This is a genomic window from Hungatella hathewayi WAL-18680 (assembly GCF_000235505.1).
Taxonomy (GTDB): domain Bacteria; phylum Bacillota; class Clostridia; order Lachnospirales; family Lachnospiraceae; genus Hungatella_A; species Hungatella_A hathewayi_A.
In genome coordinates this window covers 19879-40027 of the sequence record NZ_JH379027.1, presented here as the reverse complement: position 1 = coordinate 40027, position 20149 = coordinate 19879, and the positions used below count along the sequence as shown (strand labels likewise).

At 41.7% G+C, this 20149-nt stretch carries 18 protein-coding genes and 1 tRNA gene; 4 read left to right on the top strand and 15 right to left on the bottom strand.

Translation table 11 applies throughout. From position 1 onward, the window contains the following. The first annotated feature begins 17 nt into the window (after positions 1–17). On the top strand, positions 18–2591 hold the full coding sequence (locus HMPREF9473_RS00195) for a peptidoglycan-binding protein (protein ID WP_006776966.1): 2574 nt from the start codon (positions 18–20) through the stop codon (positions 2589–2591). Between the two features lie 38 nt (positions 2592–2629). Here HMPREF9473_RS00195 and HMPREF9473_RS00190 read toward each other — a convergent pair whose 3' ends face one another. The 6 genes from HMPREF9473_RS00190 to HMPREF9473_RS00165 form a co-directional block, all read right to left on the bottom strand. Beyond that, on the bottom strand, positions 2630–3172 hold the full coding sequence (locus tag HMPREF9473_RS00190) for a sigma-70 family RNA polymerase sigma factor (RefSeq protein ID WP_006778091.1): 543 nt from the start codon (positions 3170–3172) through the stop codon (positions 2630–2632). 124 nt (positions 3173–3296) lie between these two features. Further along, positions 3297–4526 carry a hypothetical protein gene (locus HMPREF9473_RS00185; protein WP_006776443.1) on the bottom strand — a complete coding sequence of 410 codons (1230 nt, stop codon included), beginning with the start codon at positions 4524–4526 and terminating at the stop codon, positions 3297–3299. Between the two features lie 133 nt (positions 4527–4659). Then, a complete protein-coding gene (locus HMPREF9473_RS26645; RefSeq protein ID WP_006778090.1) occupies positions 4660–5100 on the bottom strand; it encodes a hypothetical protein in 441 nt (146 codons plus the stop codon). 32 nt (positions 5101–5132) lie between these two features. Further along, positions 5133–5579 (bottom strand): hypothetical protein, encoded by a 447-nt coding sequence (locus tag HMPREF9473_RS00175; RefSeq protein WP_006776441.1) that lies wholly within the window; start codon positions 5577–5579, stop codon positions 5133–5135. Between the two features lie 11 nt (positions 5580–5590). Further along, positions 5591–6811, bottom strand: a complete 1221-nt coding sequence (locus HMPREF9473_RS00170; RefSeq protein WP_006776440.1) for a M56 family metallopeptidase — start codon at positions 6809–6811, stop codon at positions 5591–5593. Between the two features lie 13 nt (positions 6812–6824). Continuing rightward, entirely contained in the window at positions 6825–7181 is a 357-nt protein-coding gene (locus HMPREF9473_RS00165) for a BlaI/MecI/CopY family transcriptional regulator (protein ID WP_006776439.1), read from the bottom strand. 606 nt (positions 7182–7787) lie between these two features. On the opposite strand from HMPREF9473_RS00165, the gene HMPREF9473_RS00160 reads away from it, so the two are divergent. Together HMPREF9473_RS00160 and HMPREF9473_RS00155 are read left to right on the top strand one after the other, a co-directional pair. Continuing rightward, complete coding sequence (locus HMPREF9473_RS00160) at positions 7788–7994, top strand: helix-turn-helix domain-containing protein (protein ID WP_006776437.1); 207 nt, start codon at positions 7788–7790, stop codon at positions 7992–7994. Between the two features lie 14 nt (positions 7995–8008). Next, positions 8009–9421: a site-specific integrase gene (locus HMPREF9473_RS00155; RefSeq protein ID WP_006778089.1), complete on the top strand. Its 1413-nt coding sequence runs from the start codon at positions 8009–8011 to the stop codon at positions 9419–9421. A 255-nt stretch (positions 9422–9676) separates the two neighbouring features. Here the strand turns inward: HMPREF9473_RS00155 and HMPREF9473_RS00150 are convergent. From HMPREF9473_RS00150 to HMPREF9473_RS00125, 6 genes are all read right to left on the bottom strand, one after another. Further along, positions 9677–9753, bottom strand: a tRNA-Arg gene (locus tag HMPREF9473_RS00150). A gap of 139 nt (positions 9754–9892) precedes the next feature. Next, complete coding sequence (locus HMPREF9473_RS00145) at positions 9893–10771, bottom strand: DUF3881 family protein (protein WP_006778088.1); 879 nt, start codon at positions 10769–10771, stop codon at positions 9893–9895. A 147-nt stretch (positions 10772–10918) separates the two neighbouring features. Next, entirely contained in the window at positions 10919–12253 is a 1335-nt protein-coding gene (gene gdhA, locus HMPREF9473_RS00140; RefSeq protein WP_006778087.1) for an NADP-specific glutamate dehydrogenase, read from the bottom strand. 240 nt (positions 12254–12493) lie between these two features. Beyond that, entirely contained in the window at positions 12494–12994 is a 501-nt protein-coding gene (locus HMPREF9473_RS00135) for a DUF4446 family protein (protein WP_006778086.1), read from the bottom strand. Between the two features lie 22 nt (positions 12995–13016). Beyond that, the gene (locus tag HMPREF9473_RS00130) at positions 13017–13967 is read right to left on the bottom strand and encodes a ParB/RepB/Spo0J family partition protein (RefSeq protein WP_006778085.1); all 951 of its coding nucleotides are present in this window, start codon (positions 13965–13967) and stop codon (positions 13017–13019) included. Continuing rightward, positions 13967–14737 (bottom strand): ParA family protein, encoded by a 771-nt coding sequence (locus HMPREF9473_RS00125; protein ID WP_006778084.1) that lies wholly within the window; start codon positions 14735–14737, stop codon positions 13967–13969. Before HMPREF9473_RS00125 ends, HMPREF9473_RS00130 begins: the two co-directional genes overlap by 1 nt. A gap of 232 nt (positions 14738–14969) precedes the next feature. Here HMPREF9473_RS00125 and HMPREF9473_RS00120 point away from each other — a divergent pair, with 232 nt between their 5' ends. Beyond that, positions 14970–15920: an alpha/beta hydrolase gene (locus HMPREF9473_RS00120; protein WP_006778083.1), complete on the top strand. Its 951-nt coding sequence runs from the start codon at positions 14970–14972 to the stop codon at positions 15918–15920. A 118-nt stretch (positions 15921–16038) separates the two neighbouring features. On the opposite strand, the gene rsmG is transcribed toward HMPREF9473_RS00120, so the two are convergent. From rsmG to mnmE, 3 genes are read right to left on the bottom strand one after another with little or no spacing between them, the layout of a single operon-like run. After that, positions 16039–16764 carry a 16S rRNA (guanine(527)-N(7))-methyltransferase RsmG gene (rsmG, locus tag HMPREF9473_RS00115; protein ID WP_006778082.1) on the bottom strand — a complete coding sequence of 242 codons (726 nt, stop codon included), beginning with the start codon at positions 16762–16764 and terminating at the stop codon, positions 16039–16041. Next, positions 16754–18676, bottom strand: a complete 1923-nt coding sequence (gene mnmG / locus HMPREF9473_RS00110) for a tRNA uridine-5-carboxymethylaminomethyl(34) synthesis enzyme MnmG (protein WP_006778081.1) — start codon at positions 18674–18676, stop codon at positions 16754–16756. Before mnmG ends, rsmG begins: the two co-directional genes overlap by 11 nt. Positions 18677–18700: 24 nt before the next feature. Next, a complete protein-coding gene (mnmE, locus tag HMPREF9473_RS00105; protein WP_006778080.1) occupies positions 18701–20074 on the bottom strand; it encodes a tRNA uridine-5-carboxymethylaminomethyl(34) synthesis GTPase MnmE in 1374 nt (457 codons plus the stop codon). Positions 20075–20149: the final 75 nt, after the last annotated feature.

Genomic DNA, 20149 nt, shown 5'->3' with positions numbered 1-20149 from the left:
TGAATGGAGGACGTTTTATGTTACTAAAAAATGGAGACACAGGAATTCAGGTAAAATATTTACAGCAGGGTCTTAAAATTATGTGCTGTAATCCAGGCAGTATTGATTCAGCATTTGGTCCCGGAACACAGGCCGCCGTGGAGAAATTCCAGGAAGAGTGGGGATTGACAGTTGACGGAATTGTTGGCAATGATACCTGGAATTGTCTGCTTGCAGAAATCAAACCAATCCAGCAGGCATTAAAAAACAAAGGGTTCTATACCGGAGCCATTACCGGTATTGCAAAGGACAGTACCTATAACGCAGTCATTCGTTTCCAGAGCAGCAGGGATCTAACAGCAGATGGCATGGTAGGGGCCGCGACCCGCGCAAGGCTGTTTAATGAAGATCAGGGGGGCGGCGATGAATCCATGCTGCCTTTGTCGATTGGGGACAGGGGAGACTACGTTCTTTACCTTCAGTACGGACTTAGAATCTTGTGCTGTAGTCCAGGCGCGCTGGACGGAGTTTTTGGTTCCGGAACTGCGGAGGCAGTAAAAAAATTTCAGGCAAAATACGGAATTACGGACAACGGGATTGCAGACACCACAACCTGGAATACTTTAAAAGGACAAATTACGGATATCCAGAGCCGTCTGCTTGAACGAAATTACAGTATTGCGATTGTTGATGGATTGGCAACCTCCGCGTTGGTTGAGACAATAAAAAAATACCAGGAGGCTAACTGGCTTACAGCCGATGGACAGGTAGGACCTGCCACTTATGAGCTTTTATTCAGTGATGTGGAAGACGGCGCTACCGACGCATTGCCATTAAAAACAGGGTCCAGGGGACCCAGAGTTTTATATTTCCAGTATGCGCTAAGAATCAGTTGTATCAACCCAAACGGTACGGACGGAGTTTACGGACCGGGAACTAAATCTGCAGTTGACCGCTACAAAACCCGCAAAGGGCTGACAGCTGACGGAATGGTTGATACAGTTACCTGGGAAAAGATGCGTGATGAAATCCGGCCGCTTCAAACTGCACTTGTTAACCGCGGTTATGATGTAGGATTTGTAGATGGAATTGCAACTGAAAAAGTTTATAACTCAGTATTACAGTTCCAGACAGATCATAACCTGGTAGCAGACGGCATGATCGGCAATGCCACTAAAGCTCTGCTTTTGGGTGGAACCGCAGGCGGCGGGACAGTTTCCTCTACCTTGAAATTAGGTTCTAATGGTTCTTTGACCCGTTACCTTCAGAGGCTTTTCAATGAATTGGGCTACCAGATTCCGATTGATGGTATTTTCTCACAGGAAACCCATAATGCTGCACTCTCATTCCAGACAACGCATGGATTGGAAGCTGACGGAATTGTTGGCGGAGGCACATGGAGAAAGTTGTTTGAAGTTTACCGGGTTGACGTGCCAGGAACCGGTGTAGAAAAACTGCTGAATGTGGTAAAACATGAGCTGGCCTGGGGATTTGCAGAAGACAATGCAAATAACATCACGCCTTATGGACAGTGGTATGAGATGAATAGAAGTCCGTGGTGTGCCATGTTTGTTTCTTACTGTGCATACCAGGCAGGCGTTCTCGACACCCTTGTGCCCAAATTTGCATGGTGTCCGTCTGGAATGACATGGTACAAGAACCGCCAGAAATATCACAAGAGAAACAGCGGTTATATTCCCAAAAAAGGCGATGTCATTTTCTTCTACAACGATGAACTGGGCCGGGTGGCTCATACTGGGATTGTCGTTGATGGAGATGAAAATTATGTCACCACGATTGAAGGAAATACCACAATAGACGCGGTGGAACAAAGAACTTATAACCGCAATCATTCCACGATAGATGGTTATGGCGATAATGGAGGAGAAGCCATTGAACTTCCTGCCCCTCCGACAGAGGAAGAAATCAATGAAATTTTGGTTGATCATTATAGGGAGTTCCTGGATGCATGTTATATCATACTTCCCTCTGAGCAGATTACTTTGAATTACGAAGCTACAATCCCCATGCCTCCTAATGGCAAAGCCCTTGTTGAGGCAAGTGCTGATACAACTATCTTTGACAACAGCATCAATAATCCGAATGCTGTTACCTTCGATGTGGAGGGCGGTATTGCAATGTCCCAGGAGATTGCTCTTTCAGAAGCTCTTACACTTACTTTTGAGGAATCAGGACTTGAAGATGCCCAGAGTTTGGCAGATATTGTTTTCGATATCAATATGTCTCTCGATACTGGTGCGTCTGTCGTAGCAAGCGGAATCAGAACAGAGGCAGATGGAACCTGGTTTTATATTTCATATGCGGTTAAAAAAGAAGTACAAATTGCCGATGGGTATCCACCTGTTAATTTTGTTTTCAAATACACACTTTGTTTGAAATCAGATGACTCTGCAGGAGCACGTTTTTTTGAACTTGTCGAGGAATTCGTAACCGAATATCGTAAAGAAATTAATGTGGTGGTAGGTGTAGCTGCGGTTATCGGACTTGCAATAGCATTTAAAGCACTATTGCTTGCAGGTGGTATCAGCGGGCTCATTGCAGCAACTAAAGCTGTACTGGGAGCCGCAGCTAAAGTGGCAATAGTAGCATAATAAATAGTGGGCGGTTTCCGATAATGGAACCGCCCTAACTATTTTTGCATAAAGTATTCTGTCCGCAGATCATTGAGCAATCTTCTTCGTACCCTGTTAACATATTGCCTGGAAATACAGAGGGTCTCCGATATCTCCCGATCACTTTTTCCTTCCACAAGGTACAGCTCTGCAATTTTTTTATGGCTATCACATTCTATCTGGTTAATATATCGGCTTATATCAATAATAAAAATGATATCGCTAAAACACTCTATCTGTGACGGGATATCTTTGTTTTCGTATAACTCTTCAATCTCTTTATAGATATAATAGTTTTTACATAACAAACAGTATTTGTTTTTAAAACAGGTGTTAATATAGACAATACACTGACCGTCATTTTCATATGTACGGATTTTAGAGACTGCCTCAATTAACACCATTGAAAATTCTTGAAAGGCATCATCGTATTCCATAAAAAAACATTTTCGTGCAAATTTTTTAACCAATGGTGTCATTTGACTGATAATCTCATTTAATGCAATCCGATTGCCATTTTTATAATCCCTAATTTTACTGCATAATTTGTCCCTTTCCATGTGTAACTCCTTTTTTTATAAAAAAGGAATTAACCTCACGGATTGGAAACAGCATACACATTAACATTTTATTAAATTTTTAATGGTACTTTGTGCTTATTTAAAACCCTAAAATAAGCAGTTCTTATTTCATATTTTCTTTTAGAAACATTTTATAATAAGCAAGGCTCACTATTAGATACACACTACCTAAAATCAAAAGTTCAGCAGCAAAAACACCCAAAAATATTCGTGGAATTAATCTTAACTGCAGAACCAACGACAGTATAAAGCTTATCACATAAAACATACTATATTTACGAAAAAATTTTTTTCTATCAGAAGGACCATTAAACACGGGTTGACCTGAAATATCATTCTTCTTTAAGTGTACTTTTAGCTGACAATATAGAACAGCCGTGAGTATGATATACATAACCACTAAAATACAGCCTATAAGACGTTGATGCTCTGATATCATAAAAATCAATTCTTGGTTTTTGATTATCTGATCATCAATGCCGACTAAAGAAAAATCAACAAAGCCTGTAGAATTGGCAATAGCGCGGATACCAGTCAAAAAATTTTTTTCATCGGAATCTATCACAATATCTGAATTAACTAAGGCAAAGTACAGGATGCCCTCGAACACAAAATCATTGGGATTGACTGTCCATGCCATTGCTGGATACGGTATAATAATATATTCGTCCAACATATATGCCGGATCAGTTTTATAATATACTTGGGTGTTATCTTCTAAAATCCCAATTACTTGAAAATTTATATTTTTAGTATAAAAACTCCCCTTAACAATGTCTCCGATATTGTATATTCCTTCATAGGAAGACCCCAGTAAGATAGGAAATGTATTATCATTAAAACTAATCTTATTCCATATAGGCATATTTCCTTTTTTTACCTTCAACTTATTGTGCTCAAAGGCTAATTGATTCATTTGCATTGACTTTATTGCAAGTTCAGCATCTGGGAATTTATCACGGAATTCCTTTGTGTGGTAATAAAATTTTTCATCCCCCTGAAAATCATCTATAACAACAGACTGATTAAACATAGATAATAATTTAGCATTATCCATGCCTGTAAGCTTGTTATAAAAATCCCCCAGCATATTTACCTTTTTATCATTATGCCTAAACTCACGAAAGGAATCCGCGTCAAGAAAATTGTCTATTAAAGTATAGCGTTTTTCACCAATCGAAACATGCTCTTTATTTTCTGAAGTTGGTTTTGAGATCGTAAGAGAGGTTAATGTTATTCCCACAATAAAAATAAATACTGTAAGTAACATAATACATAAAACGCTAAAACTGTTTTTAAAGAAAAAATTATAAATACGGCTGCTTTTGATCATATTATTTTCTCCCACAGGTATTATCTTTAAGTAAAGGTTATAGTAAATGTGACAAAAATCCGAATGTATTTTCTCACATTCGGATTTTTGCTTGAAAATTTATAAAGTCACTTAAAAATTCAAGGATAGAATATTATTCCTCGGAACCATAATATGTCCTGGCCCTGTCACTGACATCTGGATCAAACTTATGCCACGGTGATGTTGCCTGGGTTTCGCTTGTCCCCCATTTACGCCCTGAATCTGTTAAAATACTACCTCCATATGTCTCCATTCTTGCTCTCGTGTAATGATATACCCCAGGCCAACTGGTCCAGCCATGTGCTCGGAAATAAGTATTGCCGCTCTGATCCTTCCTCTGCCTTTCTCCTTCATGAACGGGATCTGACCGTAAAAGACCTCTTTTCTCCATAGCTTTGTTATAGGCATCTGCATTTACAAAATACCCTGTATCTTCGTCCCAGCCACCTACTACGGTAGAATCCGTAGAAACCGCATAGGCTGGAAATGAACTCGACAGTAACAGACCCATTGCTAATGAAACTTTTAATATATTGCTTTTAAATTTTCTCATATTTCACCTTCCATCTTCTATACGATAATTATTTAGTGTGCCGGGTGTGTTCCAACTACCGTGGTACTTCCTGGAACTATCCCAAGAATCTGATCACAGCAGGCACATCTATAAAAATCATTTGTAATCATAGTACAGATATCGGTATCCCAGTCGATTACATGATTTATGCCCCCGGTAACAATTTCATGGTTACAGGGAATATGGGTGCATGATTTTGTCGCAGCCCGGAATATATTACTGTATGAATGTTCTATAATATCCTCTATTGTTCCCGTCAATCCCTTTTCAGTAAAAATGATACTGCCTTCATGATCCTTTGCAAGTACAGAGTAACATCCTGTTTCATCCCTAGTTATTTCCAAGGTTGGAATATCCGTTACATTAGAATTTATTTCTTCTGCCATTACGCTGCTTATAGCTGATAAAGAAATGAGCACGGCAATAATTAATACCCAAAAGTGTTTACCTATCCTCATATTCGTTTCTCCTAATTACGTTGGAATAGTTTATTATAAATATGTTCCAGTGTAGCTTCCACATTTTTGGTAGTTCCACTCTCCTCATAAATAACGGTCCCGTTCTTATCAACAGCGCAAGCTGAATAGTTTTCTTTGGACTTTCTAATGATGATTGTGGGAATATCAAAATCACCTCCACTTAGAGAACCAAAATTATCTGGTAATCTTTTCTGAAATATTGGCAGTTGCATCTGAATATCTGTTGTAGTAGCTGTTAAATTACGGTTATCCCTCCTTTCATTTTTGGGAGACCACTCTCCGTCATATTCCCCCGCCATGGAGCTTATACTGAATAGCGCTATCAAAAGAGCCGCTATAGCTGGCAGTATCATGTTTTTTAACGCTTTTTTATCTCCATTTCTAATCATTATCTGTACCCTTTCTTCCATTGGATATCTGCTGAAAAAATTACAGAGGAAATCCCCTCTAACTCTTTTTTCTTCTAAATATATCAATGTAAGTATGTAGCTCTTCTTATAATCCTTGCTCCTGGATTTCAAAACCGCTTCATCACAGGCAAGTTCAATATCCCGGTTAGCAAATGAATACATGATCCATATAAAAGGATTCACCCAGTAAACAGCACAGATGAAAGCCAACAACCATTTAAACAGTACATCAAACCGCTTAATATGAATCAGTTCATGTTCTAAAATTTGTTCCAGGTGCAGTTCGTCGATTTCCCCATCCATTCTTGGCAGTAAAATGACTGGTTTCCAAATGCTATATGTCAAAGGAGTGATTATTCGATCAGATACTTTGACATATATTTTACGGCGTAAACTCTGGCGTTTTATCCAGATAGCCACCGACTCATTCTCTAGTGGCAGAGCCATCTGATATACTTTCCGATTTTTGATATGTGGTATTACGAATTTCCCCATACAAATCAGTCCGCCTATCCCCCAGATTATCGGTATCATTATCGCCAACTCATTCGGTATATTATTTTCGTATTGCACAATTCTTTCAGCCGTATCACGGATATGGCTGTTCTTTTTTTCTGTAATAAAGAAATGCTCTATTCCTGGCAACCGGATTGTAAAAGGACATAACAAACGCAAGGTTAATATCTTCCAAAAAATTGCCCACGCGCTGCCAACAAAGTGAAAAACAAACAGTTTCCGTAATAACAAAATGAAACAAATCATGATGCTTCCGGAAACATGAGCGGCAATAATTCCCTCCATAGCGCCTCCGCTTTCATAAGTTCTGTATAAGCTCCTTCAAATGCCTAATCATATCTTTGTCCATTTTTTCATTTCCAATGATGGATGCAACTAGTTTATCCGGCGCTCCGTCATACATTTTATTAATCAATTCATGTGTCTCATATTGGCGTACATCTTCTTTTGAAATACAGGCACTGCAAATATAATTGGGATCACTTCTTTTTATTATTTCTTTATCAATACACTTTTTTAATACTGTATAAGTAGTTGTTTTGCTCCAGCCAATCTGCTGACGCAGAAGCTCAGCAATCTGTTTCGCGGACAGCTCTCCATTTTCCCATAGAGTTTCCATAACCTTTAATTCGCTATCAAATAGTCTTTTTTCCATAAAATGAACCAGCTTTCTTGTTCTATAGCAATAGAATGTGTTTTTATTCTACTGTAATAGAATGAAACTGTCAAGTTATTTTTAAAACCATTCATAGATACCGGATAAAAAAATGGAAAGACTGGCTGGATAGTGTAAATAATACTCAAGGATTGGATATTTATAGTCCCGGGGCTTTTCTTTTCTAAAATAAATCATCATGAACCATATCTTTTTATATTTCTGCAGAAAACTTCTAAAAATTCCTTATTTCCTTATTGAGACAGTAAAATCCACGAAAAGCGAAGTCACTTTCCCTTTCCGGCATGTACCTTGACAAATTTATAGCACAGTTCAGAAGTTATACAGGTGCTGTGGATTGTGTGCGATGACAACATGGAGCACGCCCGCAGCCTAATTGCCTCATAGCGGCAGCCTGCAAATACGCGGCGGAAGACCGGCGCAGGAAATGATCTGAAACACTGTGCAACCAACAATGGTTATTTTAGAAATAATTTGCTAATTGCAGTTGAAAAGTCGTAGGTTCACCACGTATAAGATATATGGAGAGCAACAAACAGGGATTATGCTGATTTCCCCTTTCAACTGCAAAAGAAAGGAGTAAACATGGCAGTTGGAGAATTTAACCATGAGAAACAAGCCGTTTCAGAAAAGCGAACCTACTCGGTTCAAGAGATAGCAGACATCCTGCAGATCAGCCGCAGCATGGCATACAACCTTTGCAAACAGTCGCTTTTTAAGACAGTCAAGGTTGGTAAATATGTCAGAGTCTCAAAACCCTCCTTCGATGAATGGCTTGATACCCGAAAATAAAAAGGAGAATCAGTATGGCATCTATTGTAAAGCGAGGTAAAACATATTCCGTAGTTTACTATGAGGGAACAGGAGACAAACGACAGCAGAAATGGGAATCTGGATTGACGTATTCTGCGGCAAAATCCATGAAGGCAAAAATTGAGCATGAACAGGCACAGCAGACTACAGGTGACGAATCAAAGAACCGTCTGAAAGAAATGACCATCAGCGAATTTCTATATGAGTTCATAGAGAAGTATGGATATAAAAAATGGGCTGCCTCAACCTATGATGGCAATGTAGGGCTGCTGGAGAATTATGTCCATCCTCATATAGGTGATAAAAAGCTTCTTTCTCTCACAACCAAAATGATTGATGATTATTACGACTTTTTAGAAAAGGAAGCGGAGCCTGCCACAAATATGGGGAAACCCACAAGAGAACACATTACAGCGTCCACAATCCATGACATTCACAAAATCCTGCGCTGTGCCTTTAATCTGGCCGTGCGCTGGGACTACAGAAAGAAAAATCCGTTCCTTAATGCAACTCTTCCAGAGCATAAAGAACAGGAGCGGGTAGTCCTGGAGCCTAACCAAATCCTAAAGGTTTTAAAATATACCTGCCGCCCTGACAATTACGATTACTACCTGATTCACTGCGCCGTATTAATTGCCATAGGCTGCACGATTCGCGGCGGCGAAATCGGCGGGCTGCAATGGGACCGTGTCCATTATGAGAAAATGATATTTCACATTGACAGAGCCATTGACCGGATCAGTAAGAAAAACTTGAAACTGCCCAAAGTAAGGATACTGTTCAAGTTTCCCAATCTGATTCCCGGAGCGAAAACCTGTATTGTCCTAAAGCAGCCTAAAACTGATAATTCTGCGCGAGATGTAGATGTCCCGCAGATGGTTCTCAATTCGTTACAAATACTAAGACAAATGCAGGAAAAATTAAAGGCAGAATTAGGCTCCGATGGATATATAGACTACAATCTGGTAATCTGCCAGGCAAACGGCCGCCCAATGATGACTGAGCATTTAAACAAGCGCTTTAAAGAGATTCTGGTAGAAATGAACGATCCGGAAATAAAAGCGGAAGAAATTGTATTTCACAGCCTTCGTCACACAAGCGCCACTGCAAAGCTGTTTGTATCCCAGGGAGACTTTAATTCAGTCATGCAGGCCGGAGGCTGGGCAAACTTAGAGATGCTTACCAGACGTTACGGCAAACATTCCTTCCAAGACAACCGTGAAAAGCTTGCTCATAAGATGGATGACTTCCTTGGCAATGGCCTGGAAGAAGCAAGCGGAAACGATGGCGGAACCGTCATCGCCCAACCCGGCGCGATAGAACAGGCGCTGCAAACCCTGTTTCAGGCCAACCCTGATTTGCTAATACAAGTCATCCAGTCTGTCCAGTCTGCTAATAAAGAATAATCTTATTAGCAAAAAATTTTAGGGGCTGAAAAATCGTATTAGCAAATCAGCCCCCAAATATTTACCATGGGATCAAAAAAAGACCATTTTATTAGCAAACAGAACTTCATGTAAAAACAGCCCAAAACCGTTCACCTCGTATTAGCAGACCCGAATTTATTAGCAAGGACACAATTTTATTAGCAGATTTTAAAAGGTTCACCAAAAACAAAAAAGCCGAAAACCTAGTAAAATCAAGGCTTTCGGCGATGTGTCTGGTGTTCCTGAGCGGATTCGAACCGCTGGCCTTCCGCTTAGGAGGCGGACGCTCTATCCTGCTGAGCTACAGAAACACGTATTAAATTTTGTGGGGCGAATCCCCAAAAAGCGAGCGCTCTAAGTTCTCTTAGGAGGCGGACGCTCTATCCTGCTGAGCTACAGAAACTTGTATAGAATGTAACAGACCTATTATATACAGAATCCGGCTTTTCGTCAAGATTTGAATTTCGCGGTTCCCTGCATCCAGATCTGGCCCTTGAAACGGCGGCCTACTTTCGGTTCACCAATCAAATCCTTCTTATTGATAGCCGTATGGAAAATGATATCGTTGCAGTCCAGTGTAAAATCATAGACCTCTTCCTCTGTAATCCGGTTCTTGAATACATCAATATGAAGAATATCCCCAATCACGGAATACTGGTCACACTCAATCCCGCATGGCAAGAAACAGGTGTCTATAATTGAATAGATATCTTCTTTTATCATTCTCTTGGAAACCTGGGAATATAAATCGATGTCCTCGATAGTCAGCGTCTCCATGGCGTCTTCATCTCCATTTTTCGCCGCTTCCAGCAAGTTGTTGCGGTCCTTGGACGCCACCTTTGCCATCTCTATCTGTTTCTGTGTCTTCTGGATGGGCAGCAGCACCTTGCCATTGACACAGAGTCCCGAGAGACTTACGTAATCCACATCGACGGACTCATGAGCCAGCTCCCGTGTCCGATATTCCATCATATTCTCCACATAGTAAATCAGGGAAATACCTACCCGGTAATCATCCAACAGTCCCGCATAGGTCTCCTTCTCCGTATGACGCTGAATGGAGCAGTCCGCTATGGATGACCTCTCATGACTCACAAAATATGGATAATAGTACTCTACGTCAAAACGGTCCCTCTCGTCCAGTCCCCCCACAATAGCAATACCCATCCCGGGTGCGGTCTCCACACGGAGCTCACAAAGACTCTCCTCCGAATCAAGCTGCAGAATTCTCATCTTATCCCTGTCTTCTGCCAGTCCCTGAATCAACTTGTCAATATCCCGTTTTTTCTGATACATACTGAAACCAACTGTGCGCAAAAACTTATGCATGATTTCCCCTTCTGATATAACCTGCAATTTAACGAGTAGAAGGCGAAAGAAAGTCCTCCGCCTTACAACTCTTATTATTATATACTATATCCTTGTAGATTACCAGAGAAAAATGATTTGTTAATTTTATAACTTACAAAACAACTTCTACACAACTCCCTGTGCCATCATTGCTTCCACAACCTTCTCAAAACCTGCAATATTGGCGCCGGCCACATAGTTGCCCGCCACACCGTAGCGTTTTGCAGCATCATCTGCTTTTGCAAAGATATTGACCATAATACCCTTTAACTTGGCATCGACTTCCTCTGCTGTCCAGCTCAGTCTCTGGCTGTTCTGGGACTGCTCCAGAGCGGATGTTGCCACGCCACCGGCGTTGGCTGCTTTACCTGGCATGAACAGCATTTTCTTCTCCACGAAGAAATCTGTTGCCTCTCTGGTAGATGGCATGTTGGCGCCCTCTGCTACTGCGAAGCAGCCATTCTCAAACAGGGCCTTCGCATCATCCAGATTCAACTCATTCTGGGTTGCACATGGAAGGGCGATATCACATGGGATGGTCCAGATACCTTTTCCTTCTGTGTAGACAGCTGTTGGAACCGCATCCACATACTCCTTGATTCTGCCTCTGCGCACTTCCTTGATATCTTTCACAATATCAAGCTTGATGCCATCTTTATCATAGATATATCCGTTGGAATCGCTCATGGCAACTACTTTTCCGCCCAGCTCGTGTACCTTCTCTACTGCATAGATTGCTACATTTCCGGAACCGGATACAAGTACGGTTTTGCCGCTCAATTCTTTTCCGTTGTTCTTTAACATCTCGTCCAGAATATATACCAGGCCATAGCCGGTAGCCTGGGTACGAATCAAGGAACCGCCGTAGGTAAGGCCCTTGCCTGTCAGAACCCCCTCATAAAGACCGGTGATTCTCTTATACTCTCCGTACAGATAACCAATCTCTCTGGCGCCAACACCGATATCTCCAGCTGGCACATCCTGGTCCTTACCGATATATTTGTAAAGCTCTGTCATAAGGCTCTGGCAGAAAGCCATCACCTCTCTGTCTGATTTGCCCTTCGGGTCAAAGTTGGAACCGCCTTTACCGCCGCCGATTGGAAGGCCGGTGAGTGAGTTTTTAAATGTCTGCTCAAATCCCAGGAACTTCAGAATACCCTGATTTACGGATGGATGAAAACGAAGACCTCCCTTGTATGGTCCGATAGCGCTGTTAAACTGAACGCGGTATGCCTTGTTCACCTGTACCTGACCATTGTCATCTACCCACGGCACACGGAATGAGATCACTCTCTCCGGCTCAACCAGACGCTCCAGCAGAGCTACCTTTCTGTATTTCTCCTCGTTGGCATCAATGACAAGTTTTAATGAATCCAATACCTCTTTTACCGCCTGATGGAACTCATTCTCTCCCGGATTCTGTTCCACAACTCTTGCATAGATTTCATCAACATATGACATATTACATGTCCTCCTCTTCCTATAAAATTATTCCAACTTTATATGTTCTGGCACCAACTGTCTCACGGAGTGGGTCTCTCTGTGAATGAAAAAGAGTTCTGACCTTTGTATCTGAAGACATGGAACAGAACTCTAATTACCCTTTTGTGTCATTGTAAAAAATTATAACAAGTTAATGTGCTAACGTCAAGAAGTCTAGACTATTTTTTTCGTTATTTTGTTGTCAATAAATTAATAACATTAATAGCCAAGTGCCTGCTCTAACGCTTCTTTCTCTTCACTGCCGAGAAGTACCTCCGTCTCACCTTTCTCCACAATCTTGATATACAGGTAACATCCCTCTCTGCTGTGTACGGAATTCAACACAAATCCCGTATTGTTCAAATCAAGCAGGGCAAACGCAAAACTCAAATTGCCGCCCATTCCCTTAAATGCATTGTACTTCACCATGCCGAATTTCTGATAAGTTCCTCTCACATTTCTAGTAAGAACCCGAATTGCCTCTTTATTCGCCTTGTCCTCCGCCTTCATCTCCTTCAGCTCATCGATAAGTCCAAAGATGGTATCCTCCAATGTTTCCGCATCTTTCCCTCTCATAAAGATATCATATCTTCGATATAACTTTCTGATTTGCACCACACATACAATGGTAATCACCAACAGTATCAGTGTTACAACTCCCAATCCTAAAATGATAAAAGCCGGGTCAATTGACCAGCTGCTCAGCATGCTGTTTTCCATCTTGTTTCCTCACTTCCAGGTTCTATCTTATGGATTCGATTAATTCCACCAGACGCTCCAGTTCCGCCTCTGAATAGTATTCAATCTCTATTCTACCTTTATTCCTGTCTTTTTTATTTATATTAACTTTTGTGCCCATAATCTGTTTCATCCGCTCTTCCAGGTCTTTGAAAATAAAGCTCAAATCCCGCTCCTCTTCCTCCACCTTCTTAGCTTTCTTCGGTTTGCTCAGCTGTTTCACCAATTTTTCTACATCACGGACACTCAATCTTTCCGATGCAATCTTTAATGCCACCTGATATTGCTGTTCTCCATCCTCCAATGCCAGCAGAGCACGGGCATGTCCACTGGAAATCATTCCCTGTGTCAGCATCTCCTGAACTCTCTTGTCCAGCTTTAACAGACGCATACTATTGGTGATGGTAGCCCTGTTTTTGGATACTCTGGCGGCGATTTCTTCCTGAGTCAAATCAAACTCCTGCATCAACTGCTGATAGGCCTGTGCTTCCTCAATAGGATTTAAATCTTCCCGCTGTACATTCTCTATCAGTGCAATTTCCATCGTCTGCTGTTTCGTGTATTCACGAATAACTACTGGAATTTCTTTTAAACCGGCCTCTTTTGCCGCTCTCCAGCGGCGCTCTCCGGCGATAATCTCGTAGTGGTCGCCCTTTTTCTGTACCAGAAGAGGCTGTAATACTCCATATTGCCGAATGGAACCAGCCAATTCCTGTATCATTTCCGGATTAAAATCTTTTCTTGGCTGTCCGGTGTTTGGTTCTATCTGGGAAAGTTTCAAGGTTATTTCTTTCCCTGTTTCTTCCTCCTCCTTGGAACCTGCTTTGACGGTTTTCTCTCTTCCAGTTTTATACTCGCCTTTTTCCTCTTTTAATTGGTCGGCCTGGGCGCTGTCCATTACATCTTCCCCAAAGATTGCTCCAAGCCCCTTCCCTAATCCTGTTCGTTTTGCCATCAGATATCTTCTCCTCTACTCATCACTTCTGCCGCCAACAACCGATAACTTTCTGCGCCTGTGGACCGGGAATCATATAAATTGATAGGTATTCCATGACTAGGGGCCTCCGCCAAACGCACATTTCTCGGAATAATGGTCTTATATATATTCTGATTCAATGTACTCTTAACACTTTCCACTACTTCCAGGGAAAGATTGGTCCGGGCATCATACATGGTAAATACAACGCCCTCTGTTTCCAGATTAGGATTCAATTTTTTATGTACCAGACCCACAGTTTTCAATACCTGATTCAATCCCTCCAATGCGTAATATTCACACTGAATTGGGATTAATACGGTGTTGGCCGCTGTCAATGCATTGATTGTCAACAAGCTGAGGGCTGGCGGACAGTCAATAAGAATATAATCGTAATCGTCCTTTATTTTATCCAGCTGTTGTTTCAGTAATAATTCTTTATCTTCCAAATCAAGCAGCTCAATCTCTGCTCCCGCCAGATTTACATCCGATGGAAGAACGTCCAGATTTTCCTGAACTTCTTTTACGAGGCATTCTTCAATTTGACATTCGTCTACCAACAGTTCGTAGACAGTCTTATCGATATATCCTTTTTCCAGTCCAACGCCACTGGTCGCATTCCCTTGTGGGTCAAAGTCAACTAACAAAACTTTTTGGCCCGCCTCTGCCAGACATGCAGATAGATTTATGGTAGTTGTAGTCTTTCCAACTCCGCCTTTTTGATTTGCTATTGCTATTATTCTTCCCATTGTACGTTCCCTTTCCAATTCAAATATGAGTATATCACATTTTTTATTCTTTTCCTATGTCTTTCCATGAAAAAGAGTATAAATTTTTTAGAAAATGTTTCACGTGAAACATTTTGGGAAGTTTAAGAATAATTTAATAGGTTTTGGCGTTGTAACAAGATGGGTATTATATTATAATAGGGATATATTATATATAGAAGGAATGCTACTCTGATTTTTAAGGAGGTCATATATGACTAATAAAAATAAATTACTGACTATGCTGATTTTATCGAGCAGTGCGGTTGCGGCAACGGCACTTATTAATAAATGTATTAAGATTTCTGCTACTTCAAAAAACATACTGGAGGAACCGGAATCTTTTTGTTATCGATGGAGATTTGGTAATATCCATTATACAAAAAGTGGCAGCGGGAAACCTCTGCTGTTGATTCATGATCTTGACGCGGCATCCAGTGGTTATGAATGGAATCAAGTAGTTTCTTCTTTAAGTAAAGAGTATACGGTTTATACGATGGACTTGCTTGGCTGTGGGCGTTCGGAGAAACCTTGCCTTACCTATACCAACTATTTGTATGTTCAGTTAATCGCTGACTTTGTCAAATCAGAAATTGGACATCGGACTGATGTGATATCTACGGGCCACTCTTCTGCTCTGGCTATCATGGCATGCAATAATAACCCTGAGTTATTTGATAAGTTATTATTGATTAACCCAGACAGCATCCTGACTTGCAGCCAGATTCCGGGTAAATATGCAAAGTTATATAAAGGATTTTTGGACCTTCCGGTTATTGGTACTTTGCTCTATCATATCGCAACCAGCAAGCAGGCCATCAGAGAAAGTTTTATTACTCAGTATTTTTATAACCCATATTCTGTCAGAGAGAGCTATGTCAATTCCTACTATGAGGCAGCCCATTTAAACCTGTCACCCAAGTCAGTATATGCCAGTGTTCATTGTAACTACACTAAGGCAAATATAGTTAACGCGATTAAGAAAATTGATAACAGTATCTATATTATAGGCGGCGCCGGTATGGATAATATAAAAGATTTACTAAATGAATATACTATCTATAATCCAGCTATTGAATATACATTGTTACCAGATACAAAATATCTTCCACAGTTGGAAAAGCCTGCGGAGTTTGTATCAACCGTTAAAATGTTCTTTTCTTAAAAAAATAAGTAATAACATAAGTGATAATGTTTCACGTGAAACATTCCATAAAAAAGGTAGCTGGAAATTTGATTATTTCCAGCTACCTTTTAGTTTACCTCTTATTTCTATCAACTACTTATTTCAATGGTTCCTTGCTAGGAAGCCCTGCTTTTCGAGGATATTTTTTTGACGTTCCTTCCGTCTTTCTAACAATAACAAACGACCGCTCCACATCCGTTTTTGGAAGTACAAAAGTTACAACTTCTTCTATCTTTCCACCTAACAGTTTCACAGCACCTTTTGCCTGATTCAACTCCTCTTCTATCTTTCCAGATTTATAAGGAATAAATGCTCCTCCTATCTTCACATAAGGCATACAATACTCTGATAAGGTAGAAAGATTTGCCACCGCCCGGGATACACAATAATCATACTGCTCCCGATACAGTTTATCTCTTCCATAATCCTCAGCTCGTCCATGGACGGCCTGAATCTCACCTAACTGCAGTTGTCCTATCACTTCATTTAAAAAGTTGATTCTTTTATTCAAAGAATCCAGCAACGTAATCTTCAATTCAGGAAACGCAATCTTTAAAGGAATCCCCGGAAATCCGGCTCCCGTTCCCATATCAAGAATCTTCTCATCACTCAAATCCGACACAGCTTTTACCAGTGAAAGACTATCTACAAAATGTTTTGTCACCACATCCTCCAGCTCCGTGATAGCCGTCAAATTCATAACTTTATTCCATTCCACTAACAATTCAAAATATTGATAAAATTGATGCAATTGATGCTCCGATAATTCAATAGAAAACTCCGATAATTCTTCTCTCATCAACTCTGTAAATTTATCGAACATTCTCCTCCTCCAATTCCGTACACGATTCCTGATGCTGGTGGCGCTGCTGTTCCAGATATACCAGAAGCACCGAGATATCCGCCGGTGATACTCCCGAAATTCTGGACGCCTGCCCAATAGAAACCGGCTTATGAGCATTCAATTTCTGAATCGCTTCCCGCCTCAATCCCTTGACCGAATTATAATCAAACTTCTCATCCAACTTCTTTCTCTCCAGTTTTTTAAACTGTGATACCTGCTGTTGCTGCCGTTTAATGTATCCCTCATATTTTATATTTATGTTAACCTGTTCTGCTGTATCTGCTGATAAATCCGGCCTTTCCGAATCTATTTCAGTTAACATAAAATAATTTAACTCCGGCCTGCGGACAAGTTCCGCCAAAGTTGCCCCTGTTTTCAAGGCCGTACTTCCATGGCTCTCTAAAAATTCCTGTACCTGCTTATTAGCTCCAATATTGGTATGTTCCAGCCTGTCTACTTCTCTCTCAATATTCTTCTCTTTCTCCACCAGCTTCTCATAATCTTCCCTGCTGACAAGTCCAATCTCATAACCGATTTTCCTCAACCGCAAGTCTGCATTATCCTGGCGTAAAAGAAGGCGATATTCCGCCCTGGACGTCATCATCCGATATGGCTCATGATTTTCTTTCGTCACCAAATCGTCAATCAGAACTCCAATATAAGCCTGTGACCTGTCCAGTACATAAGGCTCTCTTCCAAGTATCTTCATACTTGCATTCACCCCCGCCATAAATCCCTGAACTGCAGCCTCCTCATACCCTGAACTGCCGTTAAACTGACCACCGCTGAACAATCCCTCAATTTTCTTAAATTCCAGCGTCGGTTTCAGCTGAAGGGCATTGATACAATCATACTCTATTGCATATGCATTTCGAACAATTTTAACTTGCTCCAATCCTGGCACCGTGCGATACATGGCATACTGCACATCCTCCGGCAGAGAACTGGACATCCCGCCCAGATACATTTCATTAGTATAAAGCCCTTCCGGCTCTACAAATACCTGATGCCTGTCCTTATCCGGGAACTTCACTACCTTATCCTCGATAGAAGGACAATATCTTGGCCCCGTCCCTTCAATTGCTCCGGAAAACAGTGGAGAACGATCCAGATTTGCACGGATTATCTCGTGAGTATTGGAATTCGTGTAAGTCAGCCAGCAGGATACCTGTTCCTTCTGTATTGATTCCGGATCGGTAGAGAAAGAAAATGGCACCACTCTCTCATCCCCAAACTGTTCCTCCATCTTCGAAAAATCAATACTCCTCCTATCCACACGGGCCGGTGTCCCTGTCTTAAACCGGAACATCTCAACTCCATGAGCTTTCAGAGAATCCGTCAGATGATTCGCCGCCTGAAGGCCATTTGGCCCTGTCGCATTGCTCACATCCCCGTAAATACATCTCGCCTTCAGATAAGTCCCCGTAGCAAGAATAACTGCCTTACTGTGATACACCGCACCGGAATAGGTCCTCACTCCCTGTATCCTGCCATCCTCCACAAGAATTTCCGACACTTCCGCCTGCCGCACCGTCAGATGGTCCGTGTTCTCAAGCACCTGTCTCATATTCCTGGAATATTCCTGCTTGTCCGCCTGGGCGCGCAGCGAGTGTACCGCCGGTCCTTTGGATTCATTCAGCATTTTGGATTGAATAAAGGTCTTGTCTATATTCTTTCCCATCTCTCCGCCCAGCGCATCCAGCTCCCGCACCAGATGTCCCTTAGAGCTGCCGCCAATATTAGGGTTACAGGGCATCAAAGCAATACTGTCCACGCTGACCGTAAACATAATCGTCTCCAGTCCCAGCCTCGCACAAGCCAGGGCCGCCTCACAGCCGGCATGTCCCGCCCCGACAACTACAATATCATATGTCTCCTCTAAATTAGGCATGACATCATCCCTCTTTCTCTCCATCTATTTACCGGTACAAAACTTGCTGAATATCTCATTGACCAGGTCCTCTTCCACTGCTTCCCCAATCACCGAGCCCAGCACTTCATAAGCATTCATCAAATCAATCGAATAAAAGTCCTCCGGCATCCCGTCACACACACTCTGTCTGACCATCCGAAGACTTGCCAGAGCTTCCACCAGGGCTGTCTTATGTCTCACATTGGTGATAGTAACCTCATCATTAAAATCTATCTCACCCTGATAAAACATGGACTTAATCTCCTGCTCCAAAAGCTCTATCCCTGTCTCCTCCTTGGCCGAAACAGGAATCACCACATGACCGGTTTTCTCCTCCAGATATTCCTTCGTCACCGTCATTTCCAAATCTGTCTTATTCAACAAAACAACAGCCTTTTTATTCCTGATTAACTCGATAATCTCCTCATCATTTTCATCAAGAGGTATCGACGCGTCCACGACAAATATAATTAAATCCGCCTCATCCGCCATGTTCCTGGCCTTCAATACGCCGATTTTCTCCACCACATCCTCCGTCTCCCGGATTCCCGCAGTGTCTATAATATTCAAACTGATTCCCTGAAGCCTGATATGTTCCTCCAGCGTATCCCTGGTTGTCCCGGCCACATCTGTCACTATGGCCCGCTCTTCCCCAACCAGCACATTCATAAGAGAGGATTTCCCTGCATTGGGTTTTCCGAGAATCACTGTCCTGACACCTTCCGTCATGACTCTCCCGTTATCTGCCGATGATACCAGCTTCTCCATCTCCTGAATCATCGGTTCCAGATTGCCAAGCAGCTTCTCCCCATACCCATCTAACGAAATATGCTCCGGGTCATCCAAAGCCGACTCAATAAATGCAATCTCATAGATAATCTGTTCTCTTAATCTCTTAATTCTATCCGACACAGACCCAGCCAATTGGCTTACCGAACTTTTTAATGCATACTGGTTTTTGGCATTGATAACCCCTATCACAGCTTCCGCCTGGGACAAATCAATCCTTCCATTCAAAAAAGCTCTCTTGGTAAATTCCCCCGGCTCCGCCGGTCTTGCACCATATTTAATTACTGTCTCCAGTATTTTTTTCATCATCAATACACCGCCGTGACAGTCAATCTCAACCGTATCTTCAGCCGTGTAGCTGTGCGGTCCTCTCATAACCAGAACCAGCACCTCATCAATCATCTCATTCCCATCATAGATATGTCCATAATGAACCCGATGAGAAACTATCTTATCCAGTTTTTTCCCCTGCTTCGTCCGAAATATTTCCTGAAGAACCGAAAATGCCTGCTCCCCACTGATTCGTATAATTCCAATCCCCGAACTGCTCATCGCCGTGGCAATGGCTGCAATGGTATCTGTCTTCATGCTTCTCCCTCAAACTCTAAAAGAGATTCAGGGGTTGCCACACCGTGACAGCCCCTTCCAATCTATATTACTATG